General features: G+C 40.2%; 5 protein-coding genes, 2 tRNA genes and 5 rRNA genes. 9 read left to right on the top strand and 3 right to left on the bottom strand.

Annotation, left to right across the window (positions count from 1 at the left end; genetic code table 11):
- The first annotated feature begins 3 nt into the window (after positions 1 to 3).
- The 9 genes from PFY09_RS16195 to PFY09_RS16235 all read left to right on the top strand — a co-directional run bounded on the left by PFY09_RS16195 (position 4) and on the right by PFY09_RS16235 (position 12,885).
- A 23S ribosomal RNA gene (locus PFY09_RS16195) occupies positions 4 to 2,758 on the top strand.
- Positions 2,759 to 2,953: 195 nt separating this feature from the next.
- Positions 2,954 to 3,061 (top strand): 5S ribosomal RNA (gene rrf / locus PFY09_RS16200).
- 1,468 nt (positions 3,062 to 4,529) lie between these two features.
- Positions 4,530 to 6,046: ribosomal RNA gene (locus tag PFY09_RS16205) — 16S ribosomal RNA — on the top strand.
- Between the two features lie 292 nt (positions 6,047 to 6,338).
- Positions 6,339 to 6,412, top strand: a tRNA-Ile gene (locus PFY09_RS16210).
- An 83-nt stretch (positions 6,413 to 6,495) separates the two neighbouring features.
- Positions 6,496 to 6,569: transfer RNA gene (locus PFY09_RS16215), tRNA-Ala, on the top strand.
- 158 nt (positions 6,570 to 6,727) lie between these two features.
- Positions 6,728 to 9,482, top strand: a 23S ribosomal RNA gene (locus PFY09_RS16220).
- A gap of 164 nt (positions 9,483 to 9,646) precedes the next feature.
- A 5S ribosomal RNA gene (gene rrf, locus PFY09_RS16225) occupies positions 9,647 to 9,754 on the top strand.
- The 16S, 23S and 5S rRNA genes sit together here with 2 tRNA genes alongside, the layout of an rRNA operon.
- Before the next feature lie 529 nt (positions 9,755 to 10,283).
- Positions 10,284 to 11,405, top strand: coding sequence for a vWA domain-containing protein (locus tag PFY09_RS16230; protein ID WP_271160363.1), 1,122 nt, complete (start codon positions 10,284 to 10,286; stop codon positions 11,403 to 11,405).
- Positions 11,406 to 11,445: 40 nt separating this feature from the next.
- Positions 11,446 to 12,885: an AAA family ATPase gene (locus PFY09_RS16235; protein WP_271162356.1), complete on the top strand. Its 1,440-nt coding sequence runs from the start codon at positions 11,446 to 11,448 to the stop codon at positions 12,883 to 12,885.
- 146 nt (positions 12,886 to 13,031) lie between these two features.
- Here PFY09_RS16235 and PFY09_RS16240 read toward each other — a convergent pair whose 3' ends face one another.
- The 3 genes from PFY09_RS16240 to PFY09_RS16250 form a co-directional block, all read right to left on the bottom strand.
- Positions 13,032 to 13,550 (bottom strand): hypothetical protein, encoded by a 519-nt coding sequence (locus PFY09_RS16240; protein ID WP_271160364.1) that lies wholly within the window; start codon positions 13,548 to 13,550, stop codon positions 13,032 to 13,034.
- A 95-nt stretch (positions 13,551 to 13,645) separates the two neighbouring features.
- Complete coding sequence (locus PFY09_RS16245; protein ID WP_271160365.1) at positions 13,646 to 15,268, bottom strand: VWA domain-containing protein; 1,623 nt, start codon at positions 15,266 to 15,268, stop codon at positions 13,646 to 13,648.
- A gap of 18 nt (positions 15,269 to 15,286) precedes the next feature.
- Positions 15,287 to 16,522, bottom strand: a complete 1,236-nt coding sequence (locus tag PFY09_RS16250; protein ID WP_271160366.1) for a hypothetical protein — start codon at positions 16,520 to 16,522, stop codon at positions 15,287 to 15,289.
- Positions 16,523 to 17,920: the final 1,398 nt, after the last annotated feature.

Raw genomic sequence — 17,920 nt, forward strand, 5'->3', positions numbered from 1 at the left:
AGGAAAGAAATCGTTAAGGGCGTATGGCGGATGCCTAGGCTTTCAGAGGCGAAGAAGGACGTGGTAAGCTGCGAAAAGCTGCGGGGATTGGCACACACGAATTGATCCGCAGATGTCCGAATGGGGCAACCCGGCATGTTGAAGACATGTCACCCAGCAATGGGAGCAAACCAGGAGAACTGAAACATCTAAGTACCCTGAGGAAAAGAAATCGAAGAGATTCCGTAAGTAGTGGCGAGCGAAAGCGGATTAGCCCAAAAGTCTTTATATGTTTAAAAGAATGTTCTGGAAAGAACAGCCATAGAGGGTGATAGCCCCGTATTTGAAAGGCATACATAGATGATAAATGAGTAGGGCGGGACACGTGAAATCCTGTCTGAATATGGGGGGACCATCCTCCAAGGCTAAATACTCCTGAAAGACCGATAGTGAACAAGTACTGTGAAGGAAAGGTGAAAAGCACTTCGAATAGAAGGGTGAAATAGAACCTGAAACCGTACGCCTACAAGCGGTCGGAGCAGATTAATTCTGTGACGGCGTGCCTTTTGCATAATGAGCCTACGAGTTAATTTTACTAGCGAGGTTAAGGACTTCAGGTCCGGAGCCGGAGCGAAAGCGAGTCTGAATAGGGCGCATAGTTAGTAGGATTAGACGCGAAACCTTGTGATCTACCCATGGGCAGGTTGAAGCTTTGGTAACACAAAGTGGAGGACCGAACCTATTGACGTTGAAAAGTCTTCGGATGACCTGTGGGTAGGGGTGAAAGGCCAATCAAACTGGGAGATAGCTCGTACTCTCCGAAATGCATTTAGGTGCAGCGTCGTATATAAGTTTATTAGAGGTAGAGCTACTGATTGGATGCGGGGGTTTCACCGCCTACCAATTCCTGACAAACTCCGAATGCTAATAAATGTTCTACGGCAGTGAGGGCATGGGTGCTAAGGTCCATGTCCGAGAGGGAAAGAACCCAGACCAACAGCTAAGGTCCCCAAATTTCTGTTAAGTTGAAGCAACGCGGTTGGACTGCATTGACAGCTAGGATGTTGGCTTGGAAGCAGCCATTCATTTAAAGAGTGCGTAACAGCTCACTAGTCGAGCGGTCCGGCATGGATAATAATCGGGCATAAACAGAATACCGAAGCTATGGATTTATAATTAATTATATCTGGTAGGAGAGCATTCTATCGGCGCAGAAGCAGTATCGTGAGGTATTGTGGAGCTTATAGAAAAGAAAATGTAGGCATAAGTAACGATAAAGGGGGCGAGAAACCCCCTCACCGAAAGACTAAGGTTTCCTCAGCCATGCTAATCAGCTGAGGGTTAGTCGGGACCTAACGCGAACCCGAAAGGGGTAGTGGATGGACAATGGGTTAATATTCCCATACTTGCTCACACTAAAAAGGGGACGGTTCGACGTAGCTATTGAAGACGGACGGAAGTGTCAAGGCCTAGCCTTCGGGCGAAGCTGTTATAGTGAAATCGGATCCAAGAAAAGCCGAAGTGAAGCAACCCGTACCAAAACCGACACAGGTGGTCGAGGAGAGAATCCTAAGGTGCTCGAGTGAGTCGTGGCTAAGGAACTAGGCAAAATAGTCTCGTAACTTCGGAAGAAGAGACGCCAACAGCAATGTTGGCCGCAGTGAAGAGGCCCAGGCGACTGTTTATCAAAAACACAGGACTCTGCTAAATCGAAAGATGCTGTATAGGGTCTGACACCTGCCCGGTGCTGGAAGGTTAAGGAAGGGCGTTAGCGTAAGCGAAGCGTTTGACTGAAGCCCCAGTAAACGGCGGCCGTAACTATAACGGTCCTAAGGTAGCGAAATTCCTTGTCGGGTAAGTTCCGACCTGCACGAATGGTGTAACGATCTGGGCACTGTCTCAGCCACGAGCTCGGTGAAATTGTAGTATCGGTGAAGATGCCGATTACCCGCAATGGGACGAAAAGACCCTGTGAACCTTTACTATAACTTCGTATTGACTTTGAGTAAGTAATGTGTAGGATAGGTGGGAGGCTTTGAAGCAGGCACGCTAGTGTTTGTGGAGCCGTCGTTGAAATACCACCCTTTACTTACTTGGAGCCTAACTTCTTTCAGAAGGACATTGCGTGGTGGGTAGTTTGACTGGGGTGGTCGCCTCCAAAAGAGTAACGGAGGCTTTCAAAGGTACCCTCAGCACGCTTGGTAACCGTGCGTAGAGTGTAATGGCATAAGGGTGCTTGACTGTGAGACCAACAAGTCGATCAGGTGCGAAAGCAGGACATAGTGATCCGGTGGTTCCGTATGGAAGGGCCATCGCTCATAGGATAAAAGGTACTCCGGGGATAACAGGCTAGTCTCCCCCAAGAGCTCACATCGACGGGGAGGTTCGGCACCTCGATGTCGGCTCGTCACATCCTGGGGCTGGAGAAGGTCCCAAGGGTTGGGCTGTTCGCCCATTAAAGTGGCACGCGAGCTGGGTTCAGAACGTCGTGAGACAGTTCGGTCTCTATCTATTGCGGGCGTTAGATGTTTGAGAGGGCTTGATTCTAGTACGAGAGGACCGAATTGAACAAACCTCTGGTGTATCAGTTGTACCGCCAGGTGCACCGCTGAGTAGCTATGTTTGGAAGAGATAAGCACTGAAAGCATATAAGTGCGAAACTCGCCTCAAGATGAGACATCTTTTAAGGGTCGTGGGAGATGACCACGTTGATAGGCTACAGGTGTAAAGTTGGTAACAGCATAGCCGAGTAGTACTAATTACCCGTAGATTTATAGCCTATTCATAAGTAATGAGTAATAGGTAATGAGCAATCATGCTTATCATAACTTAGCTTAAGTATTTATAAGTGCAACACTGGTTTTGCCTTTGTGATGAAATTTACCGATAAAAACGGTTCATGGTTGAATGTTTAAGATTCATGGTTCAAAACTTTGAACAATAAACAATAAACCTTAAACCTATATACAACCTTTAGGGTGGTTTTAGCGGTGGGGCTCACCTGTTCCCATTCCGAACACAGAAGTTAAGCCCACCAGCGCCGATGGTACTGCGCAAGCGGGAGAGTAGGTCGCCGCCAGTTTTTATTTAAAAGTCTCATAGATTAAATTCTATGAGACTTTTTTTTGCTCATAACTCTCCATCTCTCATCTTAATCTATCCCTTATCAAAGGAAAGAAGCAAGGGAAAAGTAAAAAGAATCAAGGTAAAAGTAAAAAGAACCAGGAGAAAAGTAACAAGTAAAAAGTAACAAGTAAAAAGAGAAAAGTAAAGGAGCCCGAGGATGTAATCATTCATCAATTATCTTCATTACCTATTACTCATTACCCATCAATAGCAGTAAACAGAAAATTATTTTCTGTCATTGCAAAACAATGGAATCATGGATCGATCTTAAAATATTCTGGCTATAACCATCGAAAAGGTGCAAAATATTCATTAAATATAGCCTTATCTTAAGGTACAAAGATTTTATTTACGATAAAATAAGCATCAATCCTTTGATTTTCTTGCGCCTTAAAGATTTGAGACGAATAAAAATCTTGCATCTTTACGTTTTCCAACAAGAATATTTTTATTATAAAAAGTTTAAGCAAACTCATTGTGAACTACGATTAGTAAACGGTTTTCTAACGGAGACCCTTCGGCAATCTCAGGGAGACTCTCGAATTGACCGTAATATTTAAACATTGTCAGGCTAAGCCTGTCCGAAGCCTTTATTAATAAAGAATAAGTCAATTAATTTAATTATTCTTAAAAAAGATCATATTCCGGTATTTTAAAAATGAAAACACCTTCAATTATTTTTTTATTTAAATCATTTAATACCCTAAAAGATCAAAACTGAATTAATGAAGATTAAATTTTTTACCGTGAACTCATTTTTTCCTCCTCAATTATTCAATACTATTGCAAAAAATCCCTATCAACCTTTCCTTTAACAACACTTCCACATCAAAAAAACAAACATTAGTTTAAAAAAGTATAAAATTATTCTCTCATCATATCAGCGTTTTATGTCCAAATATGAATACAAGATGAAATTAAAGTTAACAAAACTTGTTTTGTAATGCTTAAAGTCTCTATCTTTGCGGCACTGAAAAACGAAATAGGATCAGTAAGCGGAGACGAGCTTTTAGATAAGCGACATACTTTAATAAAATGCCTGGGTAATACTTTTATAAGGTATTAAAAGGATACGGATCAGGGGGATATTTTATTTTAAATTAATTTAGAAAAAACTTAAAATAAAACTTGCTCAGAATAAAAAGATTTGTATCTTTGCAGTCCCTAAACGGGGAAGCGCAGGAGTTAGAGATTGAATGGCAGAGAGGGGTTAAGGTTAGTAAAAAAAAACTTTAAAATTTTCTTCAAAAACATTTGGTCAGAATAAAATAAAGTATTACTTTTGCACTCGCAAATACGAAACGAAAACGACAGAGAATTAGTTTTGTAGGAAGCGAAAGATTTGAAGATCATTGACATACAATATAACAACCAAGTAAGGAAAAACTAAAGCGTTAAAAACTTTGAGTGAGTCAGACAAACATACAATGGAGAGTTTGATCCTGGCTCAGGATGAACGCTAGCGGGAGGCCTAACACATGCAAGCCGAGCGGTAGAGATTCTTCGGAATCTTGAGAGCGGCGCACGGGTGCGGAACACGTGTGCAACCTGCCTTTATCTGGGGGATAGCCTTTCGAAAGGGAGATTAATACCCCATAATATACTGAGTGGCATCACTTATTATTGAAAACTCCGGTGGATAGAGATGGGCACGCGCAAGATTAGATAGTTGGTGAGGTAACGGCTCACCAAGTCAATGATCTTTAGGGGGCCTGAGAGGGTGATCCCCCACACTGGTACTGAGACACGGACCAGACTCCTACGGGAGGCAGCAGTGAGGAATATTGGACAATGGGTGAGAGCCTGATCCAGCCATCCCGCGTGAAGGACGACGGCCCTATGGGTTGTAAACTTCTTTTGTACAGGGATAAACCTATTTACGTGTAAATAGCTGAAGGTACTGTACGAATAAGCACCGGCTAACTCCGTGCCAGCAGCCGCGGTAATACGGAGGGTGCAAGCGTTATCCGGATTTATTGGGTTTAAAGGGTCCGTAGGCGGATCCGTAAGTCAGTGGTGAAATCTCATAGCTTAACTATGAAACTGCCATTGATACTGCGGGTCTTGAGTAAGGTAGAAGTAGCTGGAATAAGTAGTGTAGCGGTGAAATGCATAGATATTACTTAGAACACCAATTGCGAAGGCAGGTTACTATGTCTTAACTGACGCTGATGGACGAAAGCGTGGGGAGCGAACAGGATTAGATACCCTGGTAGTCCACGCCGTAAACGATGCTAACTCGTTTTTGGTTTTTCGGAATCAGAGACTAAGCGAAAGTGATAAGTTAGCCACCTGGGGAGTACGAACGCAAGTTTGAAACTCAAAGGAATTGACGGGGGCCCGCACAAGCGGTGGATTATGTGGTTTAATTCGATGATACGCGAGGAACCTTACCAAGACTTAAATGGGAATTGACAGATTTAGAAATAGATCCTCCTTCGGGCAATTTTCAAGGTGCTGCATGGTTGTCGTCAGCTCGTGCCGTGAGGTGTTAGGTTAAGTCCTGCAACGAGCGCAACCCCTGTCACTAGTTGCCATCATTCAGTTGGGGACTCTAGTGAGACTGCCTACGCAAGTAGAGAGGAAGGTGGGGATGACGTCAAATCATCACGGCCCTTACGTCTTGGGCCACACACGTAATACAATGGTAGGTACAGAGGGCAGCTACACAGCGATGTGATGCAAATCTCGAAAGCCGGTCTCAGTTCGGATTGGAGTCTGCAACTCGACTCTATGAAGCTGGAATCGCTAGTAATCGCGCATCAGCCATGGCGCGGTGAATACGTTCCCGGGCCTTGTACACACCGCCCGTCAAGCCATGGAAGTCTGGGGTACCTGAAGTCGGTGACCGTAACAGGAGCTGCCTAGGGTAAAACAGGTAACTAGGGCTAAGTCGTAACAAGGTAGCCGTACCGGAAGGTGCGGCTGGAACATCTCATTTTAGAGCGTTGAAGAACGTTAAACAAAATTAGTGTAGCAATACACAAAGTACTTACTTAAAGTAAAGCTTTAGTTTTTTATTTGGTTGGTTTATAAGGAAAGTAAAAAGTTAAAAGTAAAAAGATCCAAGTGTAAAAGTGAGGAATATAAAAATTACTTATTACCGATTACTTATTACTTATAAATATATATAAATACAAAACCCACTAGAAATTAGTAAAAGGGAAAGAGATTGAGAAATGAAGAAGGGGAAAAGTATATTACTTATTACTGATCACTCATTACTCATACAAAGTCTCGTAGCTCAGCTGGTTAGAGCGCTACACTGATAATGTAGAGGTCGGCAGTTCGAGCCTGCCCGAGACTACTAATTAAGGCGGCTGGCAAATCGCTTATGGCTTATGGCAAAAAATCCAGAAGCAATTAGCAAGAAGCCAACAGCACCTAGAGGGGGAATTAGCTCAGCTGGCTAGAGCGCCTGCCTTGCACGCAGGAGGTCAAGGGTTCGACTCCCTTATTCTCCACAGTTTTGGAAGTTTGATTTAAAAGTTACGATTGGAGCCAAAAACAACAATTGTTCATCAGACAGAAGAGAAGAAATTAAGATCATTGACATTAACGGTAAAGACATCACAAAGAGAAAACCGAGCACTTATAAGTGCTTGAGTAACCTAAAAATAGGAAAGAAATCGTTAAGGGCGTATGGCGGATGCCTAGGCTTTCAGAGGCGAAGAAGGACGTGGTAAGCTGCGAAAAGCTGCGGGGATTGGCACACACGAATTGATCCGCAGATGTCCGAATGGGGCAACCCGGCATGTTGAAGACATGTCACCCAGCAATGGGAGCAAACCAGGAGAACTGAAACATCTAAGTACCCTGAGGAAAAGAAATCGAAGAGATTCCGTAAGTAGTGGCGAGCGAAAGCGGATTAGCCCAAAAGTCTTTATATGTTTAAAAGAATGTTCTGGAAAGAACAGCCATAGAGGGTGATAGCCCCGTATTTGAAAGGCATACATAGATGATAAATGAGTAGGGCGGGACACGTGAAATCCTGTCTGAATATGGGGGGACCATCCTCCAAGGCTAAATACTCCTGAAAGACCGATAGTGAACAAGTACTGTGAAGGAAAGGTGAAAAGCACTTCGAATAGAAGGGTGAAATAGAACCTGAAACCGTACGCCTACAAGCGGTCGGAGCAGATTAATTCTGTGACGGCGTGCCTTTTGCATAATGAGCCTACGAGTTAATTTTACTAGCGAGGTTAAGGACTTCAGGTCCGGAGCCGGAGCGAAAGCGAGTCTGAATAGGGCGCATAGTTAGTAGGATTAGACGCGAAACCTTGTGATCTACCCATGGGCAGGTTGAAGCTTTGGTAACACAAAGTGGAGGACCGAACCTATTGACGTTGAAAAGTCTTCGGATGACCTGTGGGTAGGGGTGAAAGGCCAATCAAACTGGGAGATAGCTCGTACTCTCCGAAATGCATTTAGGTGCAGCGTCGTATATAAGTTTATTAGAGGTAGAGCTACTGATTGGATGCGGGGGTTTCACCGCCTACCAATTCCTGACAAACTCCGAATGCTAATAAATGTTCTACGGCAGTGAGGGCATGGGTGCTAAGGTCCATGTCCGAGAGGGAAAGAACCCAGACCAACAGCTAAGGTCCCCAAATTTCTGTTAAGTTGAAGCAACGCGGTTGGACTGCATTGACAGCTAGGATGTTGGCTTGGAAGCAGCCATTCATTTAAAGAGTGCGTAACAGCTCACTAGTCGAGCGGTCCGGCATGGATAATAATCGGGCATAAACAGAATACCGAAGCTATGGATTTATAATTAATTATATCTGGTAGGAGAGCATTCTATCGGCGCAGAAGCAGTATCGTGAGGTATTGTGGAGCTTATAGAAAAGAAAATGTAGGCATAAGTAACGATAAAGGGGGCGAGAAACCCCCTCACCGAAAGACTAAGGTTTCCTCAGCCATGCTAATCAGCTGAGGGTTAGTCGGGACCTAACGCGAACCCGAAAGGGGTAGTGGATGGACAATGGGTTAATATTCCCATACTTGCTCACACTAAAAAGGGGACGGTTCGACGTAGCTATTGAAGACGGACGGAAGTGTCAAGGCCTAGCCTTCGGGCGAAGCTGTTATAGTGAAATCGGATCCAAGAAAAGCCGAAGTGAAGCAACCCGTACCAAAACCGACACAGGTGGTCGAGGAGAGAATCCTAAGGTGCTCGAGTGAGTCGTGGCTAAGGAACTAGGCAAAATAGTCTCGTAACTTCGGAAGAAGAGACGCCAACAGCAATGTTGGCCGCAGTGAAGAGGCCCAGGCGACTGTTTATCAAAAACACAGGACTCTGCTAAATCGAAAGATGCTGTATAGGGTCTGACACCTGCCCGGTGCTGGAAGGTTAAGGAAGGGCGTTAGCGTAAGCGAAGCGTTTGACTGAAGCCCCAGTAAACGGCGGCCGTAACTATAACGGTCCTAAGGTAGCGAAATTCCTTGTCGGGTAAGTTCCGACCTGCACGAATGGTGTAACGATCTGGGCACTGTCTCAGCCACGAGCTCGGTGAAATTGTAGTATCGGTGAAGATGCCGATTACCCGCAATGGGACGAAAAGACCCTGTGAACCTTTACTATAACTTCGTATTGACTTTGAGTAAGTAATGTGTAGGATAGGTGGGAGGCTTTGAAGCAGGCACGCTAGTGTTTGTGGAGCCGTCGTTGAAATACCACCCTTTACTTACTTGGAGCCTAACTTCTTTCAGAAGGACATTGCGTGGTGGGTAGTTTGACTGGGGTGGTCGCCTCCAAAAGAGTAACGGAGGCTTTCAAAGGTACCCTCAGCACGCTTGGTAACCGTGCGTAGAGTGTAATGGCATAAGGGTGCTTGACTGTGAGACCAACAAGTCGATCAGGTGCGAAAGCAGGACATAGTGATCCGGTGGTTCCGTATGGAAGGGCCATCGCTCATAGGATAAAAGGTACTCCGGGGATAACAGGCTAGTCTCCCCCAAGAGCTCACATCGACGGGGAGGTTCGGCACCTCGATGTCGGCTCGTCACATCCTGGGGCTGGAGAAGGTCCCAAGGGTTGGGCTGTTCGCCCATTAAAGTGGCACGCGAGCTGGGTTCAGAACGTCGTGAGACAGTTCGGTCTCTATCTATTGCGGGCGTTAGATGTTTGAGAGGGCTTGATTCTAGTACGAGAGGACCGAATTGAACAAACCTCTGGTGTATCAGTTGTACCGCCAGGTGCACCGCTGAGTAGCTATGTTTGGAAGAGATAAGCACTGAAAGCATATAAGTGCGAAACTCGCCTCAAGATGAGACATCTTTTAAGGGTCGTGGGAGATGACCACGTTGATAGGCTACAGGTGTAAAGTTGGTAACAGCATAGCCGAGTAGTACTAATTACCCGTAGATTTATAGCCTATTCATAAGTAATGAGTAATAGGTAATGAGCAATCATGCTTATCATAACTTAGCTTAAGTATTTATAAGTGCAACACTGGTTTTGCCTTTGTGATGAAATTTACCGATAAAAAGCTAATGGCCAATGGCAATAAGCCAATAGCCAACAGCTATATACAACCTTTAGGGTGGTTTTAGCGGTGGGGCTCACCTGTTCCCATTCCGAACACAGAAGTTAAGCCCACCAGCGCCGATGGTACTGCGCAAGCGGGAGAGTAGGTCGCCGCCAGTTTTTATTTAAAAGTCTCATAGATTAAATTCTATGAGACTTTTTTTTGCTCATAACTCTCCATCTCTCATCTTAATCTATCCCTTATCAAAGGAAAGAAGCAAGGGAAAAGTAAAAAGAATCAAGGTAAAAGTAAAAAGAACCAGGAGAAAAGGAAAGAAGCCGGAGAATGTAATCAATCATCATTCATCAATTATCAATTATCTTTATTACTCATTACTCATTACTCATTACTCATCAATTATCAATATTGTTTGCCATCTTCTAGCCGCGATAGGAACAGTTACCCCGCAGCGGGAACAGGAAAAGTGAGGGCACTAACCCGGGAAGCAGGGCGCGAGGAGTAAGAGTGGATAGCGGGATAAAGCTCCTGAAAAGCTATTTCACATATTAAAGACGTTTTATCTAAAGTAGCGGATAATTTTTCTTTCCATAACTTGAGAATTTTCTTTGATTCAATTATTTTTATTCTTAAAATGTAAAATAGACTAAATCTCTTAAGCCCTCTTAATTTATATCGTAAATTTATCATATGAAAGAGCATATTGTAAGAGGTTTTAGGTTTAATACTTATCAGGAACCTGAACTGTCTGTTTTTGACCGATTGCTGGAAATTTTTACTGATTTACTGACTCATACTTCAGGTGATTTTGATGAAGCAATTGACTGGCTTCGGATGTTGGATGAAGAATACCAATTAACCACTCCTGAATATACAATAGATGACTTTATTGAAGATCTTAAGAAGAAAGGATATATTCGGGAAGAGATTAATCCAGATGGAAATGGCAATGGAGTTACCCTAAGTGCGAAAATGGAACAGAATATTCGTAAACAGGCACTTAAACAAATATTCGGAAATCTTGAAAAGAGCGGAAACGGAAATCATAAAACGAATAAAAGCGGAGCAGGTGAAGACTTAACCGGAGAATTCAGAAATTATAATTTCGGTGATTCTGTGGAAAAAATTTCAATGACGGAGAGTCTAAAGAATGCACAAATTAATAACGGGATCGGAGATTTTCATCTTACGGAAAATGATCTTATTGTTGAGGACAGCATACATCAGTCTCAAATGAGCACTGTTTTAATGATCGACATCAGCCACAGTATGATTCTTTACGGCGAAGACCGCATTACTCCGGCTAAAAAAGTTGCGATGGCACTTGCTGAATTAATCACAACGCGTTATCCGAAAGATACGCTGGATATTATTGTTTTCGGGGATGATGCATGGCCGGTAAAGATTCAGGAACTTCCTTACCTGCAAGTTGGTCCTTATCATACGAATACTGTTGCAGGACTTCAGTTAGCAATGGATATTTTGCGCAGAAAAAGAAATACCAACAAACAAATTTTTATGATTACCGACGGAAAGCCAAGCTGTGTGCGCGAACCGGATGGTACTTATTATATGAATTCTTACGGACTGGATGAATATGTAGTTCAGAAATGTTACAATATGGCAGCTCAGGCAAGAAGGCTCCATATCCCAATTACTACTTTTATGATTGCGCAGGATTCTTATTTGCAGCATTTCGTGAGCGAATTTACAGAAGCCAATCAGGGAAAAGCATTTTATACAGGTCTTAATGGTTTAGGAAACATGATTTTTGAAGATTATGAATCCAATCGTAAAAGAAGAATCCGTTAAAATTATACTCAATAAAAATTATCAATTAGATTTAAATACAATGACTGCAAAGCCAGAAATAAAAACGCTTGGTGCGTTAAAAGCATCAGGTTATACATCAAAACATATTAAAGACGAATTACGGGATAATTTAAAAACTAAAATTCGAAATAGAGAATCTGTATTTGAGGGAATCTTCGGATACGAAAACACGGTAATTCCTCAATTGGAGCATGCCATTCTCAGTAAGCATAATATTAATTTATTAGGATTGCGAGGTCAGGCTAAAACAAGACTGGCAAGAATGATGACAAGCTTATTGGATGAATGGATTCCTTATGTGGACGGAAGCGAGATTAATGATGATCCTTTTAACCCGATTTCCCGATTTGCAAAAGAATTAATTGAAAAAGAAGGCGATAGCACGCCCATTGAATGGCTTCACCGCGATGAAAGATTTTTTGAAAAACTTGCCACTCCGGATGTTACTGTTGCCGATCTTATTGGTGATGTAGATCCGATAAAAGCTGCCAATCTTAAATTATCTTATGCAGACGATCGTGTGATCCATTTTGGAATGATTCCGAGAGCCAACCGCTGTATTTTTGTAATTAACGAGTTGCCGGATCTACAGGCAAGAATTCAGGTTTCCCTGTTTAATATTTTACAGGAAGGCGATGTTCAGATTCGTGGATTTAAAGTGAGAATGCCTTTGGATATTCAGTTTGTCTTTACCGCCAATCCGGAAGATTATACCAACAGAGGAAGCATCGTTACTCCTCTGAAAGACCGTATCGGATCGCAGATTTTAACGCACTATCCTGAAAATATCCATATTGCGAAAGAAATTACAAAATATGAATCCAGTCTGGACAGCCGCCAGAAAAACGGAGTGTATGTTCCGGCTTTAGCCCATGATCTTCTGGAACAGATTGGTTTTGAAGCCCGCGAGAGCGAATATGTAGATGCAAAAAGTGGTGTCAGTGCACGTATGAGCATCACCGCTTTCGAAAATTTGTTGAGTACGGCAGAACGTAGGGCTTTGTTGGCTGGCGAAGAAAAAACTTCGGTGAGGCTGAGCGATTTTGTTGGCGTTATTCCTGCGATTACCGGAAAGGTAGAACTGGTTTATGAAGGAGAGCAGGAAGGAGCAGAATCTGTGGCACAACTTTTAATAGATAATGCGGTAAAAACTCTGTTTACCACGTATTTCCCCAAAATAGAAAAACTGGAGAAAAAGAATGTAGACGGACCATTCAGCCAGATCACCGACTGGTTTTTACAGGATGACGGGTTTTTAGAAATTACCGACGAATCTCCGGATGAAGTCTACGCGAAAAACCTAAATCGAATTACTCCGCTTGATGAAATCATTGAAAAATACCAACCCGATACCCAACACGAAGATCTTCTATTTTTAAAAGAATTTATTCTTTGGGGATTGGCTGTGAATAAAAAACTGAATAAAGAAAGATTCAGAACGGGAGTTTTCTTTTCATAATAATATATATTAAAAATCCCCATGATTAAGAACCAATCTATTATGGGGATTTTTTAATAAGCCTCCAGCCAAATTGCAGTGCAGAAAATATTTACAGATAACAACAATTGATTATGCTGAAGGCTACTGATAATATAATATTAAGATTATGGTTTCCAAAAGCTCCATACCGTACCGTTAAATACGGCAAGTTGATGGGCTGTTGTATCATATACCATTATTCCTGAAGATGGGCTAATGATATTAAGATGAGGACTGGAAACTTTTGGTAAGACCATTGCTTTATTTGTATCGGTAAGAACCAGAATACCAGGTGTAGAATCTGTAGCAGCATTTGTACCTATCGAGGTTTTGGCAGAAGATACATCGGTAAGTGTGTTTTGCAGAGAAGTGTCAACAATACCTGTATTATCTATCGTAAGATCAAACCAGAATCCAGCTTTTAAATATTTGATTTTTTTATCTGTAATATCATAAATGATAGTACCATCTACAGCATAAGTAACACTAGAAACAGATGTTACCCAAGGGAGTAATATGCCTCTGTTTTCGTTACCAAATTCTAAAGAAACAGATGGGTTTGTGATATTAGATTTACCTATTGCTACCTGTGAAAAAGAAAGTAAAGAGATAAATAAGAATGCGAATAATATGGTCTTTTTCATTTGCATAAAAATTATTGTTTTTATTGAGACCCTTTGCGGCAGGATATTTCTACCGCAATAGGATCTCTTCTCAATCATTTATGTTTTTTTATTGATTAGGGACAAGTCTGTGTGTTAAAACATTGCCAGCTATATGTTCCACCATTATCAGTAGTGGTATATATTTTAAGACAGTTGTTAGTAGTGTCATATACCATCATTCCCTCTACGCAGTTTGCAGTAGGTATTGCCGCTATTTGTGCTGCTGTTAATCTGTTTACAACAAACCCTTTAGTTTTAGCTTCCAAAGCAATCCATGCACCTTTTCTTACCATAGGCCAGTTGCCATTATTTGCTCCAGCTCTACCAAGTGCAGTAATACCAAGTTTAGTGTCTAGTACAGTTCCAGATGTAATTGCAGGTTTATAACAAGCTGAAAAACAATTAGAAATAGCTACTATTATAGGAGTAGATAAAGGGCTGTAACAATTATTGGTAGCATCATAATAAGTTGCATGATAAGTACCATTACTTACAGCATTAGGAGTATTTATTAATGTACTACTATTAAGTGCATATACATTACTGGTATTATGCCACTGTAAGGTAGTGCCAGATGGAGGAGTACCTGTACCGTGTGTAGTAAGATCTACCGTAGTAGTAGGGCATGTATTCGTGATACATTTAGCTATATAAATAGGTTCACTTACAGGGCTATAACAATTATTGGTAGCATCCCAATAAGCTGCATAATAAGTGCCAGTAGAAGCTGTAGTAGGATTTGATATTTTATTAGCATCAGTAGCAGGAAAGCCTGTATGATAGGTAATAGTAGTGCCAGATGGAGCCGTAGAGGTAACTAATGTAGTTAAATCACCCGTAGCTATAGGGCAAATATTAGCTATTTTATTGCTACCAATAGTAGGTGCAGTATTACCTGCTTGGCATGGAGGAGCTATAGAACATATATTATTAGTAATGGTTTGTATATCGCTGTTTGAGATAGTAAAAGTTGGGCTTATTACAGCCATTCTTGGTGTTGTTCCACTCCCTTCAGGATCTCCAGCATTTGCTTCTACTGCACCTGTGTAAGAGCCTCCAATAGAAGCAATAGCTGCTATTGTCTCTGGAGCGTGATTTGGGGAATATGGCCCCGCATATAAACAGACAAATTTAGCTTGTCTATCAGTTTTAAATTGATTATAAACCCCGAGAGGTGGCAAACCAAAAAATTTAATTATGTAAGAACCGTCCATAGCTCTGGTAGCGTCTGTAAAATAAAATACAACTAATTTATTTGTTGAAGATTTATTTAGTGTCTTTTGTGTACTTAAGATATTATTATTGGTAACGTTATCTAAAGCATTACCTATTAACTCAAGCGACTCAGATGCATAATCATATATTCCTATATCATTAGTCCTCCTCACAAAACTTTTAACAGCGGTTGCATTATTTGAAAAGTCCGATTCAATATATATTTTTGCATGGTCTGGCAATGGGCTAGTTGCCGCATAATGAACTACAGCTATTCTGTTATTAGAGTTACACCCTAATATTTCATCTATTAACGTTTTTGTAGTGTTACTCATGGCAACCCATTCCGTATTGTCTATAGATCCACTATTATCTAACCAGAAAACTACATCTACTCCCTGTGCTTTAGTATTATAGCTCAGTGATGTGAGGATAAATAAAGTAAAGAGAATAATGTTTTTATAAAATTTATTTTTTATCATTTTTAAACTATTTTGTGATTATTGAATACCTGGAGCTGTAGTGCCAGTACACACCGCAGAACAAGTATTTACAGTAACTATTACTGCGTTAGACGCAGAGCTATAACAATTATTAGTAGAATCATAATAAAAAGCATAATAAGTACCCGCTGTAGCAGCAGTTGGAGTTGCGTAAGCTGCTCCTGTATGCGTATTATTTGTAAACCAAACCAAACTAGATCCTGAAGGCGTAGTGCCTGTATGTATAGAATTAAGGTCTACTGTAGTAGTGGGACACGTGTTTGTTATAGTAGTCCCACTTAATGAAGGAGCTGTAGTACCAGCTAGGCAATCACTTAAAGATACCCCCATAGTAAATACATCACCTGATTGTGAAGTAATAGCTTGTGTCCAATACAATGCTTGTCCCTGATTAGGATGCACCCCTTTTATATACACCCTAAAAGTAACACTGGTAATGTTATTCCCATTCACCATTACAGAACCACTCATGGCTCCTGAACCAGTAGCAGCATTAGGCAGAACTGCGCTATTAAGTATTTCAGTAGAATTAGGAACCGAAAATTCTGTAGAGCCAGATAATCTGGTGAGTGATAAGCCTGATGTGATTAATTCAAATTCTGGAGTGAAGTTAATGTTATAAGAACCAGCAGAACCAATAGATCCTCCACATCCTGAAAAATGAATGATAGGGTTATTTACAGCTCTGTTAAATGTAATGACCAAATCTGCGTATTGATGTCTTATAGGGTTACCCACAGTAGGTAATGCCGCTCCATTTTCATATAGGGGACGTAAACTTAAGTATAATGCTACATTCCTATTTGCTGTAACATCTATACCAGTACCAGCGCTAGAGTTACCTGAAGTGAAAATGGTATTTGTAGGAGCTCCAGCTCCATTTACTAAAGGAAATAGAGTGAATGCATTAACAACAGCACCTGTAGAATTACTAGTTGTACCACCAAACATCAAGCCGACATTAGGAGATGGGATCATAGTACGCTGTTGATTCGTTAAAGAAAACATAGCCGTAGTGGTAGGCGTATAAGCGGTAAAAGTATTACCCGTAGGATTATTGGTGTTTTTTTGAAACGTAATCACTTGATTAGCCACTGTGGGACCATTGCCCGTAGGATTACCTGCTCCAGAGGTAAATTCTAAAGTTGCCTGAGCAAATATACTGCTCGGTATAAATGATACGAATAATATATATAAATATCTTATATTATTTTTTAATGTTATTTTTTTCATGCCTCGTTTTAAATTTTATTTAGTTATCTACTGAAAATATTTAATTATCCTAACCTAAAAAGGAATATAAGTTCTGTATATGTAATCAAATTTCAGAAAATGGTGGAGATGCTCTGGAAATAAATGGACTGTAATAATGGTAATACGCTCGTACATAAATATGGGCTTTACTTTCTTTTGAAATAGATAGTTTATACTTTTATAATTAATACTATGGTAATAGATATTTTTATACTCTTTTACTTTTGTTCCGTAATTAATAGTGAGACCAGATTTTACAACAAGGTTTGTAATAAATGAATGATCAGGTAATGAAGAGGCAAACTCGTCCGGCTTAGCTTCTCTTTTTTATTACTCTTTTTGACTAAATATTTATTAAATGATATGTTTGAAGAAAAAACATAATCGCCCACTGTTGCAAACATCTTTTTTTGCGGATCCGATATTGTAATAAAAAATAAAAATGTAAATACAGAAATATGCGTACATATAAAAGTCAGATCTTTTTGTAAAAATTTTGTTTTAAAATAGCTTGTTTTCAGTATGCTGTTTTCTGTATTCATAATATAAAAAATGTATGGCTGCATTTTTTTAAACATATGTTTCAAAGATAAAAGAGATGAGTCTTTGATGAGAAAATTCCATATACTTACATCTACTTTGTGGTTTTGTAAAATATTAAATTGCTGAATTATAGTATTTTATATTTTTGTGTAATATAGGTTTGCTTATTTTTTGAGTAATTTATATTTATTTTTGAGTAGGTAAAATGCTAAATAAGTACAATGAAGTATATTGAAAAACGACACGAAAACGAAGTAGTATGATTGGAAAATCATTTTTAAATAAATAAATCAATTTTTATCCGTTTCTTCAATAAACAAAAAGAGACAGTATTATGAAGTATTTGAATTTTTAAAGCTGAATTTTAATTAACGTGAGTTCGATGAAAAAACAATACAAAATATCAATAGGCTTTAGTTCATTTTACTAATTAAGAAAACAATTGGCTTTAGCCCAAACTTATTCAGATACGGAAAAGATTGGTTAACCATCTCAAAATACATCAAGATTTAAATATTTCACGGACTTTAAATAACTCACAGATTACGCTGAAAAAGATAAATTAAATGTGTAGAAATTGTCGAATAATAATTTTGAAATTAGAAAGATACAACCGCTGATATTCAATCAAAAAAGATAATATTGAATACATCGGTTATATTTATCCTTCGTATAATCAGCTTGTTTTTAGAGTTATTCTTTAAATGATAGCTTTAGATGGATAAGAATCATTAAATCCTGATATTGCAAAAAATACCAAAAAGTTATGGGCAATTATAATTAGAAATTCGAAATAAAAAGAGCAAGATCCTCCTTAGATTCTAATTCTATTTT

This window comes from Chryseobacterium gambrini (genome assembly GCF_027920505.1).
Lineage (GTDB): Bacteria > Bacteroidota > Bacteroidia > Flavobacteriales > Weeksellaceae > Chryseobacterium > Chryseobacterium gambrini.

Excerpts from the sequence above, each read along its gene's own strand:
- PFY09_RS16245 (WP_271160365.1), bottom strand. The coding sequence starts at position 15,268 with ATGATAAAAAATAAATTTTATAAAAACATTATTCTCTTTACTTTATTT.
- PFY09_RS16250 (WP_271160366.1), bottom strand. The coding sequence starts at position 16,522 with ATGAAAAAAATAACATTAAAAAATAATATAAGATATTTATATATATTA.
- PFY09_RS16235 (WP_271162356.1), top strand. The coding sequence starts at position 11,446 with ATGACTGCAAAGCCAGAAATAAAAACGCTTGGTGCGTTAAAAGCATCA.
- PFY09_RS16230 (WP_271160363.1), top strand. The coding sequence starts at position 10,284 with ATGAAAGAGCATATTGTAAGAGGTTTTAGGTTTAATACTTATCAGGAA.
- PFY09_RS16240 (WP_271160364.1), bottom strand. The coding sequence starts at position 13,550 with ATGAAAAAGACCATATTATTCGCATTCTTATTTATCTCTTTACTTTCT.